This window comes from Paraburkholderia caribensis, assembly GCF_002902945.1.
In the GTDB taxonomy this organism is placed as follows: Bacteria; Pseudomonadota; Gammaproteobacteria; order Burkholderiales; family Burkholderiaceae; genus Paraburkholderia; species Paraburkholderia caribensis.
Genome location: NZ_CP026101.1, coordinates 131,377 through 145,707, shown reverse-complemented (window position 1 = coordinate 145,707; position 14,331 = coordinate 131,377). Strand labels below are relative to the sequence as shown.

At 61.4% G+C, this 14,331-nt stretch carries 15 protein-coding genes and 1 tRNA gene; 5 read left to right on the top strand and 11 right to left on the bottom strand.

Features of this window, described 5'->3' with window-relative positions:
- Positions 1-465: 465 nt before the first annotated feature.
- From C2L66_RS00665 to C2L66_RS00645, 5 genes are all read right to left on the bottom strand, one after another.
- Positions 466-541: transfer RNA gene (locus C2L66_RS00665), tRNA-Ala, on the bottom strand.
- Between the two features lie 56 nt (positions 542-597).
- Positions 598-960, bottom strand: a complete 363-nt coding sequence (locus tag C2L66_RS00660; protein ID WP_060599415.1) for a c-type cytochrome — start codon at positions 958-960, stop codon at positions 598-600.
- Entirely contained in the window at positions 957-1,757 is an 801-nt protein-coding gene (locus C2L66_RS00655) for a BON domain-containing protein (protein ID WP_060602391.1), read from the bottom strand. The genes C2L66_RS00660 and C2L66_RS00655 overlap by 4 nt, the downstream gene beginning before the upstream one ends.
- 20 nt (positions 1,758-1,777) lie before the next feature.
- Positions 1,778-2,365 (bottom strand): phosphoheptose isomerase, encoded by a 588-nt coding sequence (locus tag C2L66_RS00650; RefSeq protein WP_035987053.1) that lies wholly within the window; start codon positions 2,363-2,365, stop codon positions 1,778-1,780.
- A gap of 239 nt (positions 2,366-2,604) precedes the next feature.
- Positions 2,605-3,075, bottom strand: coding sequence for a YraN family protein (locus C2L66_RS00645; RefSeq protein WP_098021491.1), 471 nt, complete (start codon positions 3,073-3,075; stop codon positions 2,605-2,607).
- Here C2L66_RS00645 and rsmI point away from each other — a divergent pair.
- Positions 3,074-3,949 (top strand): 16S rRNA (cytidine(1402)-2'-O)-methyltransferase, encoded by an 876-nt coding sequence (rsmI, locus tag C2L66_RS00640; protein WP_060599416.1) that lies wholly within the window; start codon positions 3,074-3,076, stop codon positions 3,947-3,949. The two genes, C2L66_RS00645 and rsmI, sit on opposite strands and share 2 nt — an antisense overlap.
- Before the next feature lie 76 nt (positions 3,950-4,025).
- On the opposite strand, the gene C2L66_RS00635 is transcribed toward rsmI, so the two are convergent.
- A complete protein-coding gene (locus C2L66_RS00635; RefSeq protein ID WP_082670293.1) occupies positions 4,026-4,640 on the bottom strand; it encodes a septal ring lytic transglycosylase RlpA family protein in 615 nt (204 codons plus the stop codon).
- Between the two features lie 641 nt (positions 4,641-5,281).
- Here C2L66_RS00635 and C2L66_RS00630 point away from each other — a divergent pair.
- The 3 genes from C2L66_RS00630 to C2L66_RS00620 all read left to right on the top strand — a co-directional run bounded on the left by C2L66_RS00630 (position 5,282) and on the right by C2L66_RS00620 (position 7,099).
- A complete protein-coding gene (locus C2L66_RS00630; protein WP_060602398.1) occupies positions 5,282-5,926 on the top strand; it encodes an MBL fold metallo-hydrolase in 645 nt (214 codons plus the stop codon).
- Positions 5,923-6,537, top strand: a complete 615-nt coding sequence (locus C2L66_RS00625) for a 3'-5' exonuclease family protein (RefSeq protein ID WP_054929473.1) — start codon at positions 5,923-5,925, stop codon at positions 6,535-6,537. The genes C2L66_RS00630 and C2L66_RS00625 overlap by 4 nt, the downstream gene beginning before the upstream one ends.
- 103 nt (positions 6,538-6,640) lie before the next feature.
- Positions 6,641-7,099, top strand: a complete 459-nt coding sequence (locus tag C2L66_RS00620; RefSeq protein ID WP_012399541.1) for an Lrp/AsnC family transcriptional regulator — start codon at positions 6,641-6,643, stop codon at positions 7,097-7,099.
- Between the two features lie 27 nt (positions 7,100-7,126).
- Here the strand turns inward: C2L66_RS00620 and C2L66_RS00615 are convergent, their stop codons facing one another.
- The 3 genes from C2L66_RS00615 to C2L66_RS00605 form a co-directional block, all read right to left on the bottom strand.
- Positions 7,127-8,329, bottom strand: a complete 1,203-nt coding sequence (locus tag C2L66_RS00615) for a cation diffusion facilitator family transporter (RefSeq protein ID WP_054929472.1) — start codon at positions 8,327-8,329, stop codon at positions 7,127-7,129.
- 248 nt (positions 8,330-8,577) lie between these two features.
- The gene (locus tag C2L66_RS00610) at positions 8,578-8,886 is read right to left on the bottom strand and encodes an H-NS histone family protein (RefSeq protein WP_054929471.1); all 309 of its coding nucleotides are present in this window, start codon (positions 8,884-8,886) and stop codon (positions 8,578-8,580) included.
- A gap of 359 nt (positions 8,887-9,245) precedes the next feature.
- A complete protein-coding gene (locus C2L66_RS00605; RefSeq protein WP_060599417.1) occupies positions 9,246-9,911 on the bottom strand; it encodes a HugZ family pyridoxamine 5'-phosphate oxidase in 666 nt (221 codons plus the stop codon).
- Between the two features lie 187 nt (positions 9,912-10,098).
- Here C2L66_RS00605 and C2L66_RS00600 point away from each other — a divergent pair, with 187 nt between their 5' ends.
- Complete coding sequence (locus C2L66_RS00600) at positions 10,099-11,310, top strand: MFS transporter (protein WP_060599418.1); 1,212 nt, start codon at positions 10,099-10,101, stop codon at positions 11,308-11,310.
- Positions 11,311-11,638: 328 nt separating this feature from the next.
- Here the strand turns inward: C2L66_RS00600 and C2L66_RS00595 are convergent, their stop codons facing one another.
- Both C2L66_RS00595 and C2L66_RS00590 read right to left on the bottom strand, forming a co-directional pair.
- Positions 11,639-12,637: a cupin-like domain-containing protein gene (locus C2L66_RS00595; RefSeq protein ID WP_060599419.1), complete on the bottom strand. Its 999-nt coding sequence runs from the start codon at positions 12,635-12,637 to the stop codon at positions 11,639-11,641.
- 222 nt (positions 12,638-12,859) lie between these two features.
- Positions 12,860-14,005 carry a branched-chain amino acid ABC transporter substrate-binding protein gene (locus C2L66_RS00590; protein ID WP_054929467.1) on the bottom strand — a complete coding sequence of 382 codons (1,146 nt, stop codon included), beginning with the start codon at positions 14,003-14,005 and terminating at the stop codon, positions 12,860-12,862.
- Positions 14,006-14,331 lie beyond the last annotated feature (326 nt).

Below are 14,331 nucleotides of genomic sequence, written 5' to 3'. Positions count from 1 at the left end.
TAACCGCGCCTCTGACGATTTAGCCCAAATGGTGGACTTATACGCGAGCGCGACGCTACCCTTGCGACGAATCCGGTCAGCGTCCTTGCTGTTTGGCCGATCGCAGGCGCTTCTTCGCTGCTTTATTCTGACCGTGCGTGACAGCCCTGTGCACGGGAGCCCAGCCTCACTGCGCCGCCGACTCTGTAATCAGTTTCGCCATGCCGACTAGTCCCAGCCTCTTGGACACGCCACCACCAAACATTAGCGCGATTGGTACACGAGAAGCCGAACTGTGCCACTCCGCCGTACTCTTTGAACTTGTCCTGTACTTGCGTCCCTCACTCACTGGTCCACCGGTGCCATCCTTCTTCGCTCGTAGATCGAGACGAATCGACATGGACCAAATCTGGTTACACAGCGGTTACACGGGCTCAATAACACAAAAGGGTTACACGAAAATCTCCTGTAACCCTTTGATTTTATTGGTGGAGCGGAGGAGGATCGAACTCCCGACCTTCGCATTGCGAACGCGACGCTCTCCCAGCTGAGCTACCGCCCCACGACCAAACGATTCTAGCACGACGAAAAATTACTGTGCCAGACCAAACACCGGGGTCACTTCGAAGAAGCAGGCGCCCCAGCCAGCACCCAATCCACGACTGCCCGAATATCAGCATCATTCATCGCCGGATGCGCAGGCATCGGAATCGCGCCCCAAACGCCGGAACCACCATCCTTCACTTTCCGCGCAAGCAAAGCCCCAGCCCCAGCATTCCCCTTGTACTTCTCCGCCACCTGCTGAAACGAAGGCCCGACAAGCTTCCGATCAACCGCATGGCATCCCATACAAGCATTAGCCCGAGCGATGGCCGGCCCACGCGACGGCGCATCGGCAGCATGCGCGGGGTTAAACAACCCAGCCACAACCAAACCACCCATCACCGCCCGACGACCAGCACCCCAAAAACCCAACCTCATTGCCCCGCCTTCGAATTCCCCGGACGCACCTGCGTCGAGTTGCTAACCGGCGCCGGCGCCTGCTGCTCCAACGGCTTCGAAGTAACCGACGAATCCGGCACTGCCCCAGAAGTCACCTCAGCATCAGGCTGAGGCGCCGCAGCCGGCGCCCCTGAAGCCGCCGACGCAGCCGCCGCCGACGCCGCAGCAGCCTCTTGCGGCTGAATATACTGAAACACCTTCACGACTTGCGTGACACCAGGCACCCGGCTAGCCACATCCGCCCCGCGATTCCCCTCATCAACAGTAACGAGCCCCATCAAATAGATAGAACCACGCTCACACACCACCTTATAGTTATTCGCCGAAATATCCTTCTCAGCGATCAGCGCCGTCTTCACGCGCCCTTCCAGATACGTATCGTTACTACGCGAAGAAAAGGAGCTGGCGGGCGCAATCGTCAACTCATTGATGATCGCATTCACGTTATTCAGGCTACGCAGAACCGATTCAGCCCGAGCCTTCGAAACCTCACCCGCAACCTCACCCGTCAGCAACACCCGCCGATTAAACACGGTCACATTAACGTGCGCCGAGTCCGGCAAATTCTGGCTGATCAGCGACATCGCCTTCACCTGAATCTCGCGGTCTTCCGTCTGCGCGCCAAGCGTGCGCCGATCGGTCGCGACCAGCGCGCTGCCGCCCGCCGCCGCGCCCACGGCCAGCACGCAGCCCTGCAACGTCGCAGCCAGCCCGGCGACGAGACCAACCACCAGCGTGGTCCTCACAAACGTACTCTTCACGCGATATGCGCTCATCAACTCGCTCTCCTTCGGAATCATTCTTCGCCGAGCAACATCGCATCGATGCCGTCGCACAGACTATGGATCGTCAACAGATGCACTTCCTGCACGCGCGCCGTGCGATCGGACGGCGCGCAAATATGGATATCGGTATCGTGCAGCACTTCATTGATCTTGCCGCCGCCCTTGCCCGACAGCGCGATCACGATCATCTCCCGGTCGTGCGCGTCTTCGACGGCAGCGAGAATATTGGCCGGATTACCCGATGTCGAGATAGCGAGCAGCACGTCGCCAGGCTGGCCGAGCGCGCGAATCTGCGTCGCGAAAATCTGGTCGAGCGAGGCATCGTTGGCGATGCCCGTGATGATCGAAGAATCCGTCGTCAGCGCGATGGCTGCCAACGCCGGACGCTCGCGCTCGAATCCGCCGATCAGTTCGGCAGCGAAGTATTGCGCATCGGCAGCGGACCCGCCGTTGCCGCACGCCAGAATCTTGTTACCGTTTGCAAGCGCGGCAAACATCGTATCGACGGCCGCCGCAATCGGCATCGACAAAGCTTCTAGTGCTGCGAGTGTGACTGCCGCGCTATCGCGGAAGTGCTGTTGAATGCGTTCGACTGACATCGACTCTCTATCGTGTACTGCTTGCGCTGCCCGCCTGGCAGCGCAGGTTCAAATGGACGTGTTGCCCTTCCCCGTGCGAAGTCCGCAGCCGCTCCGATCGGCGCGTCATGCGGAGCCGCTGCGCGGTTCCGCTTCGCAGCGCCTGCGTGCAAAGCGTTCGGCACGTATTCACACACCACGCGCTCGCCGCACTTTTCGCGTCCGCAAGTTTAGCGTACTCACGCGGCGAAACCGCCTGCTCAACAGCCGTCCGCACGAAAAGCGTCGCGCAGCCACACCAGACGTCCGCGCTCGAACGCGATCACGTCGAAGCGGCACGCGGGCATCGCGCCGTCATGCGCCGACAAAAACTGCTGCGCGGCGCGCACGATGCGCTGCTGCTTCTGCCACACGACACTTGCCGCCGCGCCGCCGTATCCGCCCCGCGTTCGCGCGCGCACTTCGACGAACACCAGCGCGCCGTCCGGCTCGCGCATCACGAGATCGATCTCGCCGCCGCGACACACGACGTTACGTGCGACGAGCCGCAGACGCCGCCGCTGGAGAAACGTCAACGCATGCGCTTCGAACGCTGCCCCGACGTTTTTGGACCGTGCGCCATCGGAAAAGTTGTGCGGGCGCCGCGCAGCATCGCACGCGTGGTCTGGTGCGCGCGCGGCTGCGTGGCACAATGTCGGCCTTGTTTCGTCTGTCTGTGTCTTCCGTGTCATGACTCCTCTTTCCGAACTCGCGCAGGGACAGCAGTACCCCGCTTCCGCGCTCTATGTCGTGGCCACGCCGATCGGCAACATCGCCGACATCACAGTGCGCGCGCTGCATGTGCTCGGCCTCGTCGATCGCATCGCCGCCGAGGACACGCGCAACACGGGACAACTGCTGTCGCGCTACGGCATCTCGAAGCCGCTCGTCGCCGTGCATCAGCACAACGAACGCGAATCCGCGCAGCGGATCGTCGAGTATCTGCAGGCGGGCGAGCGTATCGCGTACGTTTCCGACGCGGGCACCCCGGGCATCTCGGACCCAGGCGCAAAACTCGTCGATGCCGTGCGCGAAGCCGGTTTCCCCGTCGTACCGCTGCCGGGCGCAAGCGCGCTCGCCACGGCGCTGAGCGTAGCGGGCGACTGGGTATCGACGTTCTCTTTCATCGGTTTCCTGCCGCCCAAAGCGAAGCAGCGCGCCGCCGCACTCGCGCCGCTGACAAAGCATCCGTACGCGATGGTGTTGTACGAAGCGCCGCATCGAATCATCGAAACCGTGCAGGCGCTCGCGGACGCATTCGGCGGCGAGCGGCGTCTGTTGATTGCCCGTGAGTTGACGAAATTACATGAGGCGTTGCATCGCTGCACCCTGGCCGAAGGGCCTAAGTGGCTCGCAGACGATGCCAACCGGCAACGCGGCGAATTCGTGCTGGTCGTCGAAGGCGCGCCCGTCGATGCCGGCGGCGAGCACGATCACGATGCGCTGCTCGGCATGCTGCTGGAGGAGTTGTCGGTGAGCAGCGCGACGAAGATCGCGGCAGCGCTCACAGGCGCTTCGCGCAACGCGCTGTACACGCGCGCGCTGGCGCTGAAAAAGGACGAGTGAAAACAAAAAAGGCTGCATAAAGCAGCCTTTTCTACCGAGGGCATCGCATGCCCACGGCCATCGTTCAAAGACGATCTTACTTTTCGTTCGAATCGCTCTGATTCGACGCCAGGATTTCCTTCATCTCGGCCTTCGCCTCGCGCTGCGTCAGACCTTCGATCTTCACGCGCGCCGTACCGATATGCGCCAGATGCAAAATTTTCGCAGCCGCGTAAGAAAGATCGATCACGCGTCCGCGCGCGTACGGACCACGATCGTTGATCTTCACGACCACGGTATCGTTCGTCGCCGGATTGGTCACGCGCACATACGAACCGAGCGGCAACGTGCGGTGCGCAGCCGTCAGCGCATGCATGTCGAAGCGCTCGCCGTTGGCCGTCTTGCGGCCGTGGAAGCCGCGTCCATACCACGACGCGCGGCCCATCTGATGGAAATCGCCGATATTCGGGCCGTCGGTCAACGGCTCTGCGTCAGCGAGCTTGCCCTTCTGATCCGCCGCGTCGGGCAGATTGTTCATACCGGAGCCGTACGACTGCGGAGCAACCGCAGTATGCGCATCCGCAGTATGCGCATCCTTGGTCGTCGCGGACACGCCGCTGACCTGCGTGGTAGCGCCTGGAGGCACCGCGCAACCGGCGAGGGCCAAAAAGGCAAAAACGCTCCCAACACGTCGGGGTAGCCGAGTTTTCATAAGACAATTTGATACCAATGCGAGCCGCACCACGCGAAAAACAGCGCTTATGCATGCGACTCCGGCGGCAATGAACGAGCGCGCACCGCGCAACGCTGGCGCAGGACGACGAAAGCCCGGACGCGGCACAATCAGCCGCAACCGCACGGTTAGTTTTCACGTCTGACGGAACTGTCCCCGCAGTTTTGGCCAGACCCCACAAGCCGCCATCGAACGTGAAACACGCTCAGCGCCGGAAACTCACAGCGCTCAGGAAGGCGGCGTAGGCCCCATCCAGCGTTACGGCAGCGAGGCCGTGGCAGGCGCGTGGCACCTGGCTAGACAGGACGTGCGCATCGATAAAAGCGATCGATGCTGGATTTGTCACCGGATTACCCGACGACACTTGCTTGATGGTGAAGCAGCAGCGTCCATTCCCGTTTCATAGGACGAAATGCTTTTTCACCCAAAGACAGTGCGGTTTCCCACACCCATTACGTGCATTATAGCAAAAACACAATTCTGTGTTGCCAACTGCTCCATCCCGCCGATGAATTCTCACTATTACTGCAAAAATGCGCATGCACCACTCGGCTTTCTGGCCAATGGCACGCGACCCGGCGGTCGGTACAATCGAGTTTTTCACGCTTCGCGCGCCCGCCATGAAAGTCACACTAATGCCCGTTACGCCGTTCCAGCAGAACAGTTCCCTGCTCGTTTGCGAGAGCACCGGGCGCGCGGCCATCGTCGATCCGGGCGGTGATCTCGACATCATCAAGGGCGAGGTGGAGCGCCAGAATGTGTCGGTCGAAAAGGTCCTGCTGACACACGGCCACATCGATCATTGCGCGGGCGCGAAGACGCTTGCGGAACACTACGGCGTGCCGATCGAAGGGCCGCATGTCGATGAGCGCTTCTGGCTCGACAAGTTACCCGAACAGAGCGTGCGCTTCGGCTTTCCCGCAGCCGAGGCTTTCGAGCCGACCCGCTGGCTCGACGACAACGACACTGTGAGCTTCGGCGACGAAACGCTCGAGGTCTATCACTGCCCCGGTCACACGCCCGGTCACGTGATCTTCTTCAGCCGTGCGCATCGCCTCGCGCTGGTCGGCGACGTGCTGTTCGCCGGCTCGATCGGCCGTACGGACTTTCCGCGCGGCAATCACGGCGACCTGATCCGCTCGATCCGCGCCAAGCTCTGGCCGCTCGGCGACGACGTCACCTTCGTTCCCGGCCACGGCCCCACCTCGACGTTCGGCGACGAACGCCGCACGAATCCGTATGTCGCGGACGGAGTCGGCGCATGAGCGCAGAAATCTATGTGAGCACCGACGTCGAAGCGGACGGCCCGATTCCCGGCCCGCATTCGATGCTGAGTTTCGCATCGGCCGCTTATACGGCCGACAAGCAGCTGATCGGCACGTTCTCCGCGAACCTGGAGCTGCTCGAAGGCGCGGCGCCGCATCCCGTGCAGGAGGCGTGGTGGAAGACACAGCCCGAAGCGTGGGCGGCGTGCCGCAAGGACTTGCAGCAACCGGCGGCGGCGCTCGTCGCGTATGTCGAATGGGTCGAGGCATTGCCGGGCAAGCCCGTGTTCGTCGCGATGCCGGCGGGCTTCGATTTCACGTACATGTTCTGGTACATGATGCGCTTCGCCGGACGCTGTCCGTTTTCGTGGTCGGCGCTCGACATCAAGACGCTCGCGTTCGCTATGACAGGGCTGCCGTATCGCAAGTGCATCAAGCCGCGCTTCCCCAAGCACTGGTTCGACGATCATCCGCACACGCACGTCGCACTCGACGACGCCATCGAGCAAGGCGCCCTGTTCTGCAACATGCTGGCGGAGCTGCGGGCCAGCCAGAGCGCCGTGGCAGCGGGCGCTGACGGGGACGACTCAGAACAAAAACCCGCCGAGTAGGCGCCAAATTAGGGAATCTCCCTCAGCACGGGCAGTTTGCATTGCGTTTCGTTTCCGCGACCTCTACCATTGACGAAAAGGCGACGCGACAACGGAGGCGCAGTTGACACTCGATACGTTCTCTCAAAAAATCCTGCGTCTTTTGCAGCTGGACGCGCGCCGTTCGGTGCAGGAAATCTCCGATCAGGTCGGGCTCTCGAGCACGCCGTGCTGGCGGCGCATCAAGGACATGGAGCAATCGGGCATCATCCAGCGCTACACGGCGTTGCTCGATCGGGAAAAGCTCGGCCTGCATGTGTGCGCACTCGCCCATATTCACCTGACGCGGCATACAGAAGGCGGCGTCGAGCAGTTCGAGCGGGAAATCGCCACCTGCCCGGAAGTGACCGAGTGCTACAGCACGACGGGCGAATCGGACTACATCCTCAAGATCGTTGCGCCCGATATCAAGGCGTACGACACCTTCCTTCACGACCGCATTTTCAAGATTCCCGCGGTCGCGCAGGTGCGCACGAGCGTAGTGCTGCGTGAGATCAAATTCGATACGCAGTTGCCGCTTTAACCAGCTCGCTAAGGCGTCGGGAATCGCTCAGCCGTCGCCGCGCGGCTCGCGCATCAGCTCCGCGCCAGCCGTCGACACATCCACTGCGTGTGTCACGTTCAGGCGGCGCGCGCCCAGTTTGCACTTGAGCGCTTCAACATCGATCCGCGCGAGTTGAAGCACTTCGCTTTCCAGCGCGTCAAGCCTGGACGGTTGCAAGGTCACTTCGATGTCGAGCCCCGTGCTCAGATAATGCAGATTCACGCTGGCGGCCTTGAGTCCTTGCGCGGCAAGCGCCGCTTCCACTTCGGCGGCAATCTTTGCGCGTGGCGGCAGGTTGACGGGCGGCCGCGCAATCGCATCGTTTTCCGGATCGACGTGAATCAGCGCATCGAGCACGCGGTTGTCCGACAGCACGCGCGAACGCGCAGTCTCGGCGATGTAGTGGCCTTCGGAAACGGAGATCATCGGGTCGACGAGAATGTGCGCGTCGACGAGCGCGAAGTCGCCCATCTTCCTCGTGCGCAGTTCGTGGACATCGCGCACGCCCGGCGTCGATAAAATCCGAGCGCGCAGATCGGCGGAATCGGATTCGTCGAGCGCGCGATCGGACAAGTCCTGAAGCGCGTCCCAACCGAACGTCCAGCCCATGCGCGCCACCATGAAGCCGACAATAGCTGCGGCAATGGGATCGAGCAGCCGCACGCCCGCAATGCTCCCGAGAATGCCCAACGCAACCACCAGCGACGACGCCGCATCCGAGCGCGCATGCCATGCGTTCGCGATCAGCATTGCCGAACGCACGCGCTGTGCTTCGCGCAGCATGTAGCGAAACAGTGCTTCCTTCGACAGCAGCACGACGAGCGCCACCACGAGCGCGCTTACATGAACGGCGGGAATGTTGTCGAGATCCGTGAGCCGCTCGCCGGCGCGCCACAGCATGCCGCCGCCGACTGCGATCAGCAGGCCGCCCAGAAATAGCGACGCGACCGTTTCATAACGGCTATGACCGTAGTTATGATCGGCGTCCGGTTCGGCTCCGCTATGGCGATTGGCGACCAGCACGACAAAATCGGAAATGAGATCGGCAAGCGAATGCACGCCGTCCGCGACCAGCGCCTGGGAATGCGCAATCACGCCCACGACGATCTGCACCGACATCAGCACCGTATTGAGTCCGATGCTGACGTAGGTGGTTTTGCGGGCTACGCGCCGTTTCTCCGCGGATTGGGCGGTCGAGTTGGAAGGCATTTGAAGGCAAACGGTTTGGTTACTATTTATTCTACCTGCCGCCTTGTGAATCGGCTGTTAAGCCCACAAAAAAATACCTTTTAAATCATGTGCTTATCATAACGCGACTCATTCGCATCGAAGCACACACCGCATCGGCCACTGTTCTTCCTAAGAACTGCAAAGACTTGCGCAATAAAAAACCGCACTTCCAAATGGAGCGCGGTTTCTGTTAAATCCATTGCCTGCGGTGCAAGCCTTAAGTCATATTATTTCTCGATGAGAAATTTTTCACGGTCTTGACCGGCAATCCAGCGCGGCGGCTTACCACGGCCCGACCAGGTGCTCCCGCTTGCGGGGTCACGATATTTAGGCGCGACGCCGGCGCGGGGACGGCCCGCTGCCTTTACGGCTTTCGCACCACGTCCGCCAGCGCCGAGTTCAGCCAGCGTAATACCGTAATCAGACATTTTCTGCTTGATCTCGTTTAACACTTCCGCATACTCGCGCGCTTTCGCCTCTTCGATCTGTTTCTCGAGCTTTTCGCGCTGCGCGAGCAGTTCCCTGTAGGAGGACATAGTTTCCTTGTGGTTCGATAAATGGACGGACGGTCTATGCCGATTAGTCCGGAAAGTGATCATGCCTCGGAATTTGCTGGCGAGATTAACACAAAATAGAAACTTCGGAAAAGACACCGGCGAAAATTAATTAATCTCAATTTCATAATCTTTCTAGCGACTGCCAATCAACCCGGTCAGAAGCCTAATTATTCCCCTACTGAATAACGCTCCTCTGAGGAATAAATTCGTAATTAATTCGCAGGCCATGAAAAGCAATGGTTAATTTATTCCCGAACATTTCATACCATGCGAGTTTTAACCGGCAAAATGTAAAATGCCGGCCGGATTTCGCGGTAAAAACCACCTCTCGCTATCTATCACGCATTGGCTTGTCGCGCGATGCAATCTTCAAGGGCAGCGTGCAAGCAATCCGCATCGGGTGCGGGCGTGTCGAACATCACGCGGTTGCGGACGCCCGAAATGCTCAGGTCCGCGCCATATCGGTCTATGCCCATCAGTTGCACTTGCGCCGGCCGTCGCGGGTGGCGTTCGAAAAATTCGATGAGCGCGTTTTCCTCGTCGAACGAAACAGGAACGAGCGGATCGAGCTCTTCCTGCGTCAACCATCCCATCGCGCCGAAGCCGCCTATATAACGCATCCGCTCGACCGACATCACCCAGAACGAGAAATCCCCCAGCACCAGATAGCGCTCCGCATCCGGGTGGTAGCGCAGATACCGCTGGGTCACGGGCGGCGTCGGCTCGACATGCTCGAAGGTGCCGACCAGCGTGATGCGCTGCCCATTGAGCACGTCGCCGTCCGGCGCATGGACGATCAGGAAGCCCGCGCGCGGATCGGAGTGCAGGTTACGCGTATGCTCCGCGAGCCGGCTCACGAGTATCGTCGGGCGATGGTGCGAATCCGGCGCGAACGGCAGCACCGTCGGATACGGAAACCCTTGCGGCTGGCGCGCATGCGTGGCGAGCGTGCCGATGGCGGCCTGATGCAGCAGATGCAGCGGAGCATGAGCGGGAATGTTCAAGTGCGCGTCCTCGTCGGGTGTTGATGCGCCGCGCGATGCCGTTAAACGCGACGCGCGTGGAACGTAGATATTAGTTCAGGGACTTGCCCGCACGCGCGATCATGCTTCGCTAGAATGTGGAAGCGCTTTCATCGCGCTTACTTGCTGCATCTGCGCTTCCTCTTCGTTTTCAATCATCGAGCTTTCCGTGTCCGATCGTCCGTCCGATTCCGCATCCTTGCCCGCCGCGCATCGCAATCTGTCCGCGAGCGCGCGCAACCGCGCCCGTTACGCGACGATGGCCCTCTTCTTCATCGCGGGGATGATGTACGCGTCCTGGGGCGTCCACGTGCCCACCGTCCGCGACCGGTTCCAGCTGAACCCGGCCATGTTGTCGCTCGCGCTGTTCGCGGTGGCGGGCGGTTCGATCGGCGCGATGGTGACGAATGCGCCGTGGATCGCGCGCGTCGGCACGCGGCGCGCGTGTCTCGCGGGCGGACTCGTGATGTCGGCGGCTGGGGCGCTGATTCTCGTCGTGCCGTATTACTGGATGCTGCTCGTCTTGCTCGCGCTCTTCGGGGCGGGCATGGCGACCCTCGACGTCGCGATGAACGCGGAAGCCAGCACCGTCGAAGAGACGCTCGGCCGCCCGATCATGTCGGCGCTGCACGGCATGTTCAGCGTCGGCGGGATGGCGGGCGCGGCGGTCGGCGGCGCGGCGCTCGCGCATGGCATGGCGCCAGCCGTGCATCTGCTGCTCGCCTCGCTGATCAGCGCAGCCGTGTTGCTGGCCGCGTGCCCATCCGTCCTGCCGCATGTTCCGCATTCCGAGCATCCCGACGCGCACACGCCGCGCGGCAACCGCTGGCGCTCGCCCGCGTTGTGGGCGCTCGGCGCGATCGCGCTGATCGCGTTGATCGCGGAAGGCGCAATGTACGACTGGGCAACCGTCTATATGCGCGACGTCGTAGCGTCGACGCCAGCCGTCGCGAGCGCGGCCTATGCGGCGTTCTCGGGCGGCATGGCGGCCGCGCGGTTTGCTGGCGACGCAGTGCGCGCGCGATTCGGCGCGCCGCAGCTGATCGCCGCGAGCGCGTCGCTAGCCTGCGCGGGCATGATCGGCGCGCTGCTGCTGCCGCATCCCATCGCAGCGCTGACGGGCTTCACGCTGATGGGCCTCGGTCTCGCCAACATGATGCCCGTGCTGTTCGCGGCAGCGGCACGCGTGAAAGGCATCCACGCGGCCGAGGGCCTCGCGCACGTCGCCGGGCTCGCCTACTTCGGCCTGCTGCTTGGGCCGGTGATCATCGGCGGCGTGGCACAGGTAACGAATCTTCCCATCGGGCTGTCCGTCGTCGCGCTGTGCGCGGCGCTCGTCGCATTCATCGGACCCAAGGTCTTGCGCCGCCTCGGCATCTGAACGCAGGCCGTGAGCACTGCCGTCACGACGCTCGCGTTACGTTACGCGAGCCGCCCATGTCCGGACGTTCCGCGACACGTCGTCCTCATCGAAGCTCCGTCCTTTCGACACGCTGCGCCGAAGCGCCTGATCCATTTGGGTTTCGCGCGACGCATGGCCGTGCGATCGCAATGGCATAACCCTTGCAACTCTCTCCCGGACAGAACCAAACAGCACTTTCGCGTGGATGGCCAATCCATCGCACAGAAAAACTAACGACGGCAACCTGAGCGTCAGGGAGGACGGCGGACCAGCGCATCGGTCCGCCGTTTGTTTATCGCGGCGCCGCTCAAAGTTCGCGATACGTGCTGTAGGTGCGCCCGAAATCGTTGCGCTCGATGAAGTTCGTGTAAGTCATCGTCGCGGAAACGTCGAGCGCCTCGACGTAGTGCCACCAGCCGACAGGCACAAACAGCAGTTCGCCCGGTTCGATCGTGCACTCGATCACCCGCGCATGTTCGAAAGACGGAAACCGCTCGACATCGATCGCGCCGCCGTCGAGCTGCGAATAACAATGCAGATGGTTGTACATGTGGGCGGTGTCGGTGAACGGCACGAGCAGAACACGCTTGCGGCCGATCACCTGCGCCATCAGGTTGTTGGTCAGGTCGTGATGAAACGGCGTCCTGGTACCCGCGGGACCGAACCAGAAATAGCCTGCGTCGGTTGGCGCGGGATCGAGATACTCGCCGATCGCCGGCGCATCGGCCCAAAGCGTCGCGAGCGCGGTGCGGTTACGCGACGCGTTGTTCGCCGTCATGTAGAAGTCGTTCGTCACGCCCGCGCTTTCGACGAGATCGACGTAATCGCCAAAGCGCATCGTGCGCTTCAACACGGGTTGATTGATCTCGTAGTCCGAGTCCGCCTCGCGCCCGAACTGCACTTCGACTTCGGCAAGACCGCAGCGCGCGCGAAAGTAATCGAAATTCCACAGCTTGCGCGCCGGCCAGGCGTCGAACATGCCCGTGATGATCACAGGCCGGTTCTGAAAATAGAACTGCTCGTAAAACGCATCGCGCGACAGGCGCGCGCGGCGCTCGACACACGCCGCCCCCGCACGCATGCGATTCAACTCACCGTACACGGAAAGCATCCATTCGCGCTTACGCAAACGATTGCGCAAGCGCGAACCCGCTTGAAAATAAGGGCTTTGCAATGTGCTATCGATCTCGCATAACGCGTGTTCGCGTTCGAAACCATGCTCGACGAGCACAGCATGCACGGCTTCGGGCGAGGCTTCGAGCAACAGGTTCTCAGCAATCCAGTGCCGCCATTCGTCATCGATCATACGTGTCACGACCGCGTCCCTCGCGTGTTGTAGCCGATACGACAATATCGCCCGCACCGCGTGCGGTGCGCAAAAGAAATGCGCAGACAGGCAAGCGCAAAAGAACTACGCAAAAACAAAAGGCACGCGGGTCGAAACCCGCGTGCCTCCTAAGCCCTTTCGGGCTGGCCCGCGTTGGGCAGAACGCGGCGAACCGCGTTTGCGCCCGCTCGCCAGGCGCTCTTACATCTTCACGACGTCGAGCAGCGTCTTCTTGCCCGACTTGTAGTTGTACAGCGAGATCACGCCGTGCTTCAGGTCGCCCTTCGCGTCGAACGTGGTTTCGCCGATCACACCCTTGTAGTCCGTATTCGGCATCACTGCGAGGATCTTCGCCGGATCGGTCGAGCCAGCACGCTTCATTGCGTCGACGATGATGTACACAGCGTCATACGTGAACGGAGCGTAGATCTGGATCGGTTGGCCGAAACGCTTCTGATACTTCGCCTGGAACGCTGCGCCGCCTTCCATCTTCTCGAGCGCCATACCGGCTTCCGAGCAGACGATGTTGTCGGTTGCGTCGCCAGCCAGGTCAGACAGCTTGTCGGTACACACGCCGTCGCCAGCCAGCACCTTCGCGCGCAGGCCGAGCTGCTTGGCTTGCTTGGCGAACGGGCCGCCCGTGGCGTCCATGCCGCCGTACATGATCGCGTCCGGGTTTTCGCCCTTGATCTTCGTGAGAATGGCGCGGAAGTCGACCGCCTTGTCGTTCGTCGCGTCATGCGACATCACGTTCAGGCCCAGCGACTTTGCCGTCTTCTCGAATTCGTTTGCGAGGCCCTGGCCGTATGCCGTCGAGTCGTCGACGATCGCGACGCTCTTCACCTTCAAGCCCTTCGCTGCGTAGTTGGCCAGTGCCGGACCTTGCTGCGCGTCCGTTGCCACGACGCGGTACGTCGTCTTGAAACCCTGTTGCGTGTAAGCCGGGTTCGTTGCCGACGGCGAAATCTGAACGATGCCTGCATCGCTATAGATCTTCGAAGCCGGGATCGACGTGCCCGAGTTCAGGTGGCCGACTACGGCGACAACCTTGTCGTCGACCAGCTTCTGCGCGACCTGCGTAGCCGTACGCGGGTCAGCTGCGTCGTCTTGCGCGTCGAGTTGCAGCGTGATCTTCTGGCCGCCGATCGTCAGACCCTTCGCGTTGATCTCTTCGACTGCGAGACGTGCGCCATTTTCGTTGTCCTTGCCCAGGTGAGCGATGCCCCCCGTCAAAGGCGCAACATGGCCGATCTTGACAACAGTGTCGGCCGAAGCCGTCGTCGCCAACGTTGCAAACAGCATCGCCGCAGCGCTGATCGGCAACAGCTTTTGGATTTTGATGTTCATGTAAGTCTCCGATTTCGGTCCCAAAATCAACGTAATCGCCCTTGTGCCCCGCTTCCTTCACGTGTCGCTCAAATCCCGTGGACGACTCCGCCGGATGCATCGTTCATGCACTTGGCAAGCACGCGTTCCAGCCTGTTTGTGGCAGGTGGCGCCCCGCGCTTGCGCGCAAGTGTAGGCTATCAAATTAATTTGTGGGGGTTTTTTGAGAAAGTGGGAACACTACCAATAGCGTTTATCCCACTTAGTCATGAAAGACACACGGGACATGCCCGGAAAACAACGCCTGGCGCGGGTTTCGGGCAAACGAGGCGCGCATCTATAGTGCC